This is a genomic window from Terriglobales bacterium, assembly GCA_035651655.1.
Lineage (GTDB): Bacteria > Acidobacteriota > Terriglobia > Terriglobales > Acidobacteriaceae > DASRFG01.
The window spans coordinates 26,997-37,046 of sequence record DASRFG010000009.1 but is presented as its reverse complement, the minus strand read 5'-3'; the positions used below and the strand labels follow the sequence as shown (position 1 = coordinate 37,046).

8 protein-coding genes and 2 tRNA genes are annotated in these 10,050 nt (G+C 57.2%); 6 read left to right on the top strand and 4 right to left on the bottom strand.

Annotation, left to right across the window (positions count from 1 at the left end; translation table 11 throughout):
• Window positions 1–137: 137 nt before the first annotated feature.
• Both VFA76_04495 and VFA76_04490 read right to left on the bottom strand, forming a co-directional pair.
• Window positions 138–226: transfer RNA gene (locus tag VFA76_04495), tRNA-Tyr, on the bottom strand.
• 231 nt (window positions 227–457) lie between these two features.
• A tRNA-Thr gene (locus tag VFA76_04490) sits at window positions 458–533 on the bottom strand.
• A gap of 253 nt (window positions 534–786) precedes the next feature.
• On the opposite strand from VFA76_04490, the gene VFA76_04485 reads away from it, so the two are divergent.
• From VFA76_04485 to VFA76_04470, 4 genes are all read left to right on the top strand, one after another.
• Window positions 787–1,857 (top strand): hypothetical protein, encoded by a 1,071-nt coding sequence (locus VFA76_04485; GenBank protein HZR31097.1) that lies wholly within the window; start codon window positions 787–789, stop codon window positions 1,855–1,857.
• A 111-nt stretch (window positions 1,858–1,968) separates the two neighbouring features.
• A complete protein-coding gene (locus VFA76_04480) occupies window positions 1,969–2,691 on the top strand; it encodes a cytochrome c biogenesis protein CcdA (protein HZR31096.1) in 723 nt (240 codons plus the stop codon).
• Window positions 2,692–2,701: 10 nt separating this feature from the next.
• A complete protein-coding gene (locus tag VFA76_04475; GenBank protein HZR31095.1) occupies window positions 2,702–3,262 on the top strand; it encodes a TlpA disulfide reductase family protein in 561 nt (186 codons plus the stop codon).
• A 76-nt stretch (window positions 3,263–3,338) separates the two neighbouring features.
• On the top strand, window positions 3,339–3,896 hold the full coding sequence (locus VFA76_04470) for a protein-disulfide reductase DsbD domain-containing protein (protein HZR31094.1): 558 nt from the start codon (window positions 3,339–3,341) through the stop codon (window positions 3,894–3,896).
• A 40-nt stretch (window positions 3,897–3,936) separates the two neighbouring features.
• Here the strand turns inward: VFA76_04470 and VFA76_04465 are convergent, their stop codons facing one another.
• Together VFA76_04465 and mnmE are read right to left on the bottom strand one after the other, a co-directional pair.
• Entirely contained in the window at window positions 3,937–4,230 is a 294-nt protein-coding gene (locus VFA76_04465; GenBank protein ID HZR31093.1) for a hypothetical protein, read from the bottom strand.
• Window positions 4,231–4,337: 107 nt separating this feature from the next.
• Window positions 4,338–5,735 (bottom strand): tRNA uridine-5-carboxymethylaminomethyl(34) synthesis GTPase MnmE, encoded by a 1,398-nt coding sequence (mnmE, locus tag VFA76_04460; GenBank protein ID HZR31092.1) that lies wholly within the window; start codon window positions 5,733–5,735, stop codon window positions 4,338–4,340.
• 315 nt (window positions 5,736–6,050) lie between these two features.
• On the opposite strand from mnmE, the gene VFA76_04455 reads away from it, so the two are divergent.
• Entirely contained in the window at window positions 6,051–7,967 is a 1,917-nt protein-coding gene (locus VFA76_04455; GenBank protein HZR31091.1) for a cytochrome c3 family protein, read from the top strand.
• 390 nt (window positions 7,968–8,357) lie between these two features.
• Window positions 8,358–10,025 carry a cytochrome c3 family protein gene (locus VFA76_04450; GenBank protein ID HZR31090.1) on the top strand — a complete coding sequence of 556 codons (1,668 nt, stop codon included), beginning with the start codon at window positions 8,358–8,360 and terminating at the stop codon, window positions 10,023–10,025.
• Window positions 10,026–10,050 lie beyond the last annotated feature (25 nt).

Here is a 10,050-nt window from a genome sequence, read left to right as displayed (position 1 = left end):
GTCTTCACCGCAAACAATCCCAGGATAGCGAATGTCACCATTCGAACTCTGCTGTCGCTCAACGTGCTCCACGCCAGCACGCCCAGAATTAAGTAGACCGATAATGCAATCGCTAGACGATTCACAACCAAACCAAATGGTGCACAGGGGAGGATTCGAACCTCCGTAGCTCGCAAGGAGCGGCAGATTTACAGTCTGCTGCCATTAACCACTCGGCCACCTGTGCAGAAGCCGCTCTCTCTTATTCGATTCGCCCAGCTCTTGCCGGGGCTGACGTCCGGTGCAGAAGATCCGAGGGGCCGCACATCGAAAGGAAATCGAGACTCGTGCGAACATACTTCCGCACCGAGGCTCACTACCTGCCGGAAAGATTCCTTATGGAGTGCTTCTGATAATCCTGCTGCGGTATTGCCGCCTGCCTTGCCCGCTTGCGCCCTGCGTTTCCGGAAACCGTTCCTGGAGCTGGCGAAGGGATTCGAACCCCCGACCCTCTGATTACAAATCAGATGCTCTACCAGCTGAGCTACGCCAGCAAACTAGACTCTTCCGCCCTTCAGGCGCGAAAGGTCCTCCTGATCCCTTCATTATGTCCGGGACAATTTTCTAAGTTATCACAAGGGTACTCCACGTGCAACCGAGGGCCCTCATTTTCAAAGTCTTACCATCGATCAGCCATCAGGGACCAGGCAGTAGCTTCTATGGCTCCGCTGCCCGGGTGCTATGATGTAGCGCTTCGAGGCACAGGGTGAAGAATGCCGCACCCCGGGTGCGGCCCAAGCCTGCTTGATGCGCATACGACGGCGTCTTCCAATAGTAGTTGGCGTCCTGGTACTCGTGGCGGCGGTAGCAATCGTCGTGGAATTGCGGAAGCATGCCCCACCGGAAGCTGCCCGCCTGCTGCCCGGCGCCGATGCCTTCCTCTATGTGAATCTCCAATGGGTGAGACGCTTCGGCGCCATCAAGGAACTGCCGCCCGTTTCGCACGATCCCGAGTACGAGAAGTTCATCCAGGAGACCGGAATCCAGTTCGAACGCGACTTGGATCGAGCCGCCTTCGCCGTCCATTACCCCGTGAGCTGGGGTGGCCTGACTACCGGGTCAAAGACGCAGGAGCCGCGGTTTTCCGAGGTGTTCGAGGGGAATATCCATGCCGAGAAGCTGGTTCCCTACCTGCGGAAGTCGGCGGCCTCAGTTGACCTTTACCGTTCGGTTGAAATTTTCAATATCAAGCTCGAAGATCGAACCTTGCGGGTGGTAATCCTCGGGGTGGACACGGTTGCCGCCTCAAACAGCGATGATCCCAGCGTGATCCGGGGAATTATCGACCGGTCACGGAAGTTGGCATCCCCGTTTGCCGGACCCGCGCTTCTGCGCCACTACTATAAGGATGTGCCCCTGGTGAGCCTGGCTTGGGCCATCGTCCGTGTACCTGGCAGTGACACCCGCTTTCCGCTCTCGAATGGAATCTGGTCGTTGTTGTTTCAGAAGCCTGCGACCTTGGTTCTGTCCGCGCGATATCTGCGCGCCCTTCACCTTCGTGCGGAGGCGATTGCCGATTCCGAAGATGATGCCAAACGCATGGCTACCCAGGCTTCCACCGTCCTTAATATCTTTCAGAGTGCCGAGTTGACGCCGGCGAGCGGCAGCGGGGACTCCGATATCAAGCAGTTCTTCGACAGCCTGAAAATATCTCAGCACGACCGCCGTGCGGTGCTGACTGCGGTGCTGTCTCCCGGGTTCATCCGCAAGGTCTTGACGGAACCACCGCCGGAGTTGGCTCCGGGAGCGGCCGAGCCGCCAGCGCCGGCGCCGATGCCTCCGCCTAAGCCGCGCAAGAACAAGCCACGCCCGAAATAGGTAGCGAGCTGGGTCAGGGAGCCAATGCAAAAGGCTTTGTAACATTCCGGCAGTAAGCAGCATCTTTCTAATTGGTCCTGATACATCGCCGCGCCGGGTAAAATAAAGCCGATGTCCACTCTGCCGCTTCCGATAGCCGCGTTTCTTGCGGGCGTGATTTCGTTCTTGTCGCCTTGCGTCCTGCCGCTGGTGCCCGGCTACGTGTCGCTCATTTCTGGAGTAGGCGTCGAGGAGCTTAAGTCGGACGAAGCTCAGCTGATGCGCCGGGTGATGTTGAACTCCATCCTTTTTATCTTTGGATTCAGCATTGTTTTCGTCACCCTGGGAGCTCTTTCAACTGGAATCGGCCAGTTGCTTGCCGTTTACAAGAGCCGCCTGTCGGTAGTCGCTGGAGTCGTAATCATCATTTTTGGCTTACATCTGACCGGTGTCTTTCAGATCAAGGCATTATTGGCAGACAAACGCCTGCATCACATAAAGGGAGGAAGCTCGCCCTGGGGAGCATTCGTGATCGGCTTTGCCTTCGCCTTTGGCTGGACCCCGTGCGTCGGCCCTATACTGGCGGTGATTCTTGGTTTTGCCGCGGAGCAGGATTCGGTAGCAAAAGGCATTATTCTGCTGGCCATCTATTCGTTGGGATTGGCGGTGCCGTTTCTGCTCACGTCGCTGGGTGTAGAACGCTTTCTGAAGTTTTACAGCCGCTTCCGCACTCACATGCACGCCGTGGAAGTGGCGAGTGGTGTCCTGCTGATCGGCCTCGGTGCTCTTCTGGTTTTGGGACGGTTTACCCTGATCTCGAACTATCTGTCTTTCTTGAATCGTTTTGCTCTCTAGAGGCGGAATCGTGAAGCGTAATACTGCAGTTTGGATCGTCATCGTGGTGGCTGTAGCTGTGATGCTGGCATTCGCTCCCTATCTTTCGAAGAGGAGAGCGAGTATCGACAATCCCGCCACTGAGCTAAAAGGCAAGCCGGCCCCTGATTTCTCTCTGGAGACGCTCGACGGTCAAACCCTTCACCTTTCCGACTACCGCGGCAAGGCAGTCCTGCTCAACTTCTGGGCCACGTGGTGCCAGCCCTGCAAGATCGAGATGCCATGGTTCGAGGAGTTGCAGCGGCAGTATGGTCCGCAAGGCCTGCAGGTGGTCGGAATTGCCATGGATGACGCCTCGAAGGACGAAATCGCGAAATTTGCAAAGGAACTGGGCGTGAACTATCCGATCCTGGTCGGAAAAGAATCGGTCGGGGATGCCTACGGCGGAGTGCAATTTCTACCCTCGACGTTCTTCATCGACCGGGATGGCAAGATCGTGGATCGCGTGTTTGGCCTGAAGAGCCGCGGCGAAATCGAAGACAGTGTCAAGGCAGCGTTAGCCAGGGGTCACGTGGCCCAGAGCGGCCTCTAAACAGCTTTCCGGACAAGCTCAGAAGTAACGTGGTGGAAATCGGCGATTGACGGTACCTTTACCGTGTCGCAGCACGATGCTTTCGCATGCTATGTGGCAGCTACGAAAACTCGGCAGTTTGATTGTGCTGGCCGCGGTCGCTGCATCTGGCCAGATAATCGGGGCGGCCAAAGCTCCGTCCGTCAGCATGGCCCCTGCGCCGCTGCTCAGCATAAGGCCGGGTAAGCCCGGCTCCGTCGAATTGCGCTTCCGCATTACACCTGGCTTCCATATCAATTCCAACGCGCCAAAATCCGAGTTCCTCTTACCCACTTCGCTGAAACTGGATGCGCCCACCGATATCGTGATTGGCCGCATAAGCTATCCCAAGGGGCAGGAGATGACCTTTCCTTTTGCGCCCGACGAAAAGCTGAGCGTCTACAGTGGAACATTTGGGGTTTCCGTGCTGGTGCGGCCTTTGCACACCGTGCTGCCGACCAAATACATGATTCACGGGCAACTCCGGTATCAGGCTTGCGACAAGGCTGCCTGTTATCCCCCCAAGACTTTGCCCGTAAAATTTGAAGTGAGAGTCACCAAGGCCCCGCGGCCCGCGCGCCGCAATCCTGCCCAAAGTCCGCACGTGCACCGCTAAGCCGAAGTCTGTACACCGCTGCAACTCTCAGGGATAAGCGTTAGTTCCCCACAAAGCGGATATAGAGGTCGCGGTCGGCCTGACATCTCTCGGCCATCTGTTTTACTTTTTGCCAGGCCTCTTTTTGAGATTCATCGCGGGCGCGATCGCGTACGCGTTCCCATTCCTCGAGAAAGGTGCCCATCTGCTGGTGATTAAAAACGGTGTTGCCGTAGGGGTCGATCCCGCGCAACAGAGGAAAATCGGCTTCATCTCGGGACGGGATCACCTCGTGCAAGATCACCCACTCACCCTGCTCACCCAATTCATCCTCGAGTTTCACTACGACAGACATATTCTCGCCCCTAAGCCTTGGGAGAAATGTAACACGGTCTGAGTCAACTAAGAATACGGAGCTCGACCGCGTGCGACATCCAACTGCTTCGAACTGGTTCGCTAGTTCTACTTTCCTATGCAGAAGGTGCTGAAGATCAGGTTCAGAATGTCGTCCGTGGTGGTAGCGCCCGTGATGTCGTCCAGGGGGCGCAAGGCGCTATAAAGATCGAGAAGCAGCATTTCATGGGGAACGCGGTTGTGCACGGCTTCGACTGCGCGATGCAAGCCGCTCAGCGAATCGCGTACAAGGCTCTGGTGCCGCACGTTAGTCAGGAACCCCGTTTCCGCGCGGCCCAGTGAATCCCCTCCGATCTGCCGCAAAATTAGAGAGCGCAACTCGGGCATTCCTTCGCCCGACAGAGCCGACGTGCGCACGAGGGCCACGTCCGAAGTAGGAGGCGAGAACCGAGAAGGCCCCAGATCGCTCTTGTTCGCCACAACCACCGAAGGCCGTCCAGCCACTTGCGCCAGCAGTTCGCGATCCTCGTCGCTTGGGGGCTGAGACGAGTCCACTACAACCACAACCATGTCCGCGTCGGCGAGTGCTTCCATCGATTTGCGGATACCAATACTTTCGGCTTCGTCCAACGCACGGCGGATCCCAGCTGTGTCCACAAGCTTTACAGGGATACCCTCGAGTGAAACCGTTTCGCTCACCAGATCGCGCGTGGTTCCTGGCGTGGAGGTGACAATAGCGCGCTCCCGCTCGACCAGGCGATTGAACAGGCTGGACTTTCCGACATTCGGCCGGCCGACTATGGCAAGCGTGAATCCTTCATGAACGACTTTCCCGTAGGCGAACGTGCCCGCCAATTGCTCTAGCGGGGCCCGGACTTCGCCTATGTGTTTGAGAATTTGCTCGGCGGGGAGCACGGACACATCATCTTCCGCGAAGTCTATGCCCGCCTCGAGCAGCGCAATCAATTCGACCAGTTTCTGCTTGATAGGCTGCAGCCGTTTGGAGAGAGCGCCTTCGAGTTGCTGGGCTGCCACCTTTGCCTGAAATAACGTTTGCGATTCGATGAGGTCACGAACCGCTTCCGCCTGGGTCAGGTCGATGCGGCCATTCAAGAACGCTCGCATGGTGAATTCGCCCGGCTCGGCAAGGCGGGCGCCGCGATCGAGCGCAAGTTCCAGGATGTGGCGTAGCACGACCGGCGAACCATGCGCCGAAATCTCGACTATGTCATCCGTCGTGTAGGAATGTGGCTTCTGAAAGTAGGTGACCACCACCTCATCAATGCGGTCACTGGCCTTTTGGTCCGCAGAACTGCCACTCGCCAAAAAATTTCCCTCAGGCTCGATCAATTCTCCGAACAGGGCGCGCCCCGGTTCGAGCGGATGATTCAGCCGCAGCATCGGCGCGGCAATGGCGCGGGCCTCAGGCCCGGCAAGGCGCACAACGCCCAAGCCGCCTCGTCCCGCAGGTGTGGCGATTGCGACGATGGTGTCGTCCAGGTTCACACCAACAGTTTCGAGTTTTCTGGGCAGAACTTGCAAGCGGAGAGGAACCGCGGGTGTCTGTTTTCAGAACACTGTCCATAAGTTCGTACACCGTGACCAGGAAAGCTGACGCGCAGGCGCAAACTTTGGGGGTTGCACTTCTGTCTGTCTGGCATTCCACGTGCCGGTGCTAGACTGCAACCGTTCGCGCCTACATGACAATCGCTGTCGACAAACAAGCATAGGACTGTCCGACCGATGCAAGACGTCCTTGAGCAGCTAATACCCGCCCGTCGTAGAGCGTCGTGTTACACGGCCTGTGCGCGAGTCGCGGCTTTGCTCTCTCTTCTATGGCTGTTTGCGGGCGCTGCGACATCACAGATATCTCCCGGACCGCTTTCCCGAGCGCATAAAACTCTGGACAGCGCGGTAAATTGCACCTCCTGTCACAAACTCGGCGCCGTGCGCACGCTGAAGTGCCTCGAGTGTCACAACGAGATCGCCTCCCGGTTACGGGCTGGACGTGGGCTGCACGCCTCGTATGAACTGAAAGCCGACTCCAGCCAGGAATGCGCCCGGTGCCATTCCGAGCACAACGGCGTCGACTTCCCGATTGTTAAGTGGACTCCAACACCGGCGGAATTCGACCACAGCAAGACTGGGTATACCCTGGCGGGTAAACACGCCGGACTGCAGTGCAACCGCTGCCACACCCCGGAGCACATCGCCCGGACCGAAATGTTCTCCATCCAGGTCCGCGACAAGAACCGCACCTTCCTTGGAGTCGACCGTAATTGCGTGAACTGCCACAAGGACGAACACAACGGGCGGCTCGGGCAGAACTGCCAGCAGTGCCATAATTTTGAGGACTGGAAAAATACTTCACAGTTCGATCACGGCAAGACACGGTATCCGCTGACTGGCCTGCACGCCAACGTCAATTGCCAGAAGTGCCACACGCCCGGTACGGACAACAAGCCACGATGGACTGGACTCGCATTCGGCGCCTGCTCGGATTGTCACTCTGATCCGCATCACGGCAGCTTTGCGCCGCAAGGTTGCCAGTCATGCCATAACACGGGCGGATGGAAAAAGGTCTCCCTGCAGGCGGTAAGCCAGAAGTTCGATCACTCCAAAACCAAATACCCTCTGGAAGGCAAACATCAGGCAGTCGATTGTTTGCGCTGCCACACTGGCGGCGACTTTAAGAAACCCCTGGCATTCCAGAAATGCACGGACTGTCACCGGGACCAGCACAACGGACAGTTCATTAAGCGCGCTGACAAAGGAGAATGTTCTTCGTGCCACAGCGTTCAGGGTTTCAAGCCGACGACCTACGGCGTGAAGGAACATGCCAGCTCGGCGTACCCGCTGCTGCAAAAGCACGCCACAGTCGACTGCGCGAAGTGCCACATACCGAAGGGCAAGGACACACTCTACCGTCTTAAGTTTGGACAGTGCACGGACTGCCACAAAGACCAGCACGAGAGCCAGTTCGCCACCGCTCCCTACTTCAACCGATGCGAGCAATGTCACGATCTGAAAGGCTACCGCCCCTCCACGTTCAGCCTGGCGAAACATAAACAAACACGGTTCCAACTCACCGGCGGCCACATGGCAACACCCTGCGCGGATTGTCATAAGCCGGCGTCAGATCTCAAGGGAGAAGCGCGTGCCACGGCTGCACCGCAAGTGCGGAATACCGCGATTTATCACTTCGAAAACCGCTCCTGCACCGTTTGCCACCAGGACCCGCACAAGGGCCAGTTCAAGGACCGGATGCAGCAGACGGGGACCGGTTGCGAGACGTGTCACAACACTGATTCGTGGCGTGACCTGCGAAAGTTCGACCATTCCAGGACGTCGTTTCCGTTGCTGGGAGCGCACCGGGGAACGGCATGCATTGACTGCCACAAACCGCCAGACCTGGGAACGAAGTTAGTCAATGCGGATTTCAAGGCAGCGCCCACCAAGTGCGAGCAGTGTCACGAGAACATTCACGGGCCGCAATTCGCGAACGCCGCGAATATCACTCCTTGTGCCGATTGCCACAACAGCTTGCGATGGAAGCCATCACTGTTTGACCACGAACGGCGGACCACTTTTTCACTGAAAGGAGCGCACCAGAATGTGCGCTGCGCGGCTTGTCACAAGAACACACAGATGGTGAGCGGCAAATCTGTCCTGTTTTACAAGCCCACTCCGAAGGAATGCGCTGCCTGTCACGGGCCTGAAAAGCGCGCTGGGAGCTAGATTGCGCAGCCGCGCCGCCGCCTTTCAGGGGCGCGTATCCAGGCCGCGTTTTGTGCGGATTTCTGGACAACTGCGTGGGTTCATCAGTCAAAATTTTTGAACCGTAGAATCAACAGGTAAATTGTGCGGAATCCCGCCTGAAGAAGTTACTCACAAAAATATATACATCGCACGACAGAAATTTAGACAGCAGCGAATGTCCGCATGAACACGGCCTTGCGTAACGTGTTTGAAACGTGTCCTCCCGAGTAATCTTAGTGGCTAGAGAATTGCTGCAGCTAATTGAGATAACGAATCGCCACTCGTGCCCGAAAGACTGTCGTAACTTTTCTTCGCGTCCTTATCGAATTTCGACTGAGCAGTTGAATCGGGCTTAAAAGGGTGGGCAGATTGCTTTCGACCATTCTGATCAATCTGATTCTGATGTCGCTGGGCGTTCCTGCCGGCCAGGCACAGGTGTCAGCGCAGACCAGAAGTCCGCATGGACCGCTCAACATGGCTTGCACCAATTGCCACACCTCGCTGGGATGGAAACCGATTCGCGGCATGCCTGAGTTTGATCACAACCAGACACGCTTCCCGTTGCGCGGCATGCACCAGGGAGTGATGTGCACCCAGTGCCATACCAAGCCCGTGTTTTCCAACGTGGGCACCAAGTGCGCCGACTGCCACGCCGACATCCATCGCGCCAAGATGGGTGCACGATGCGAACAGTGTCACACGGTGAATGGCTGGAACGTATCTGTTAAAGCGATTCAGAACCACAACAATCGGTTCCCGCTGATGGGAGCCCACGCGACGCTGGACTGCACCGCGTGTCACAAAAATGGTGCTTTGAGCAACTTCACCACGATGTCGACCGAGTGCTACTCCTGCCACGCGCAGACGTTCCAGCGGACTACTGGTCCCAGCCACATGGCAACCGGCTTCAGCACCAGTTGCCAGCTGTGCCACACCATGAACACGTGGTTCGGCGCGAGCTTCGATCACCTGAAGTTCACCGGCTTCGCTTTGACCGGCATGCACGCCACGCTGGACTGCACCGCGTGCCACATCGGCGGCAAATATAAAGGCACGTCCGCCAATTGTGTGGGCTGCCACTTGCCCGATTACCAGAAGACTACAAATCCGAACCACGTTGCGGCGGGATTCCCGCAGAACTGCCAGCAGTGTCACTCGACTAACGCCTGGCAGCCGGCCAGCTTCGATCACAACCTGGTCGGCTTCCCGCTCACCGGCGCCCATGCCACGGTGCAGTGCAGCCAATGTCACGTGAATGGGAATTACAACCTGACGACCAAAACGTGCGTTTCATGTCACCTGAAGACTTACCAGAACACGACTAATCCCAACCACGTGCAGCAAGGCATCCCGCAGCAGTGCGAGGTCTGCCATAACACCACGTCATGGCTGACTGCGACCTTCAACCATGCTGCAACCGGATTCCCGCTGACCGGGTTTCACGCCACGGTGCAATGCGCTCAATGCCACGTCAACAACAACTACAACCTGACCAGTACCGCATGCGTGACCTGCCATTTGAAGGATTTCCAGGCAACCACCAGTCCGAATCACATCACCTCTGGATTCCCGCAGCAATGTGAGGTGTGCCACAACACGACTGCCTGGATTCCGTCCAGCTTCAATCACAACAACACGGCGTTCCCGCTCACCGGATTTCACACCAAGGTCCCGTGCGCCAGCTGTCACGTCAACAACAACTACACGACCGTGCCGACAGACTGCTATTCCTGCCACAAGCCTGACTACAACGGGACTACCAGCCCGAACCACATCGCCGCCGCGTTTCCGACTACGTGCGCCACCTGTCACAACACGACTGCCTGGATTCCGGCGAACTGGAACCATACCTTCTTCCCCGTGAACCACGGCAATGCGAATGGGGTATGCGCGACGTGCCACACCAATCCCAGTAACTACAAGATTTTTACGTGTACGAACTGTCACACGAAATCGGAGACTGATTCGAACCACCAGGGAGTGGGCGGATATGTCTACAACAGCATTAATTGCTACCAGTGCCACAAGGGGGGATAGGCCCACGAGCGCGCAACTGGCGTTT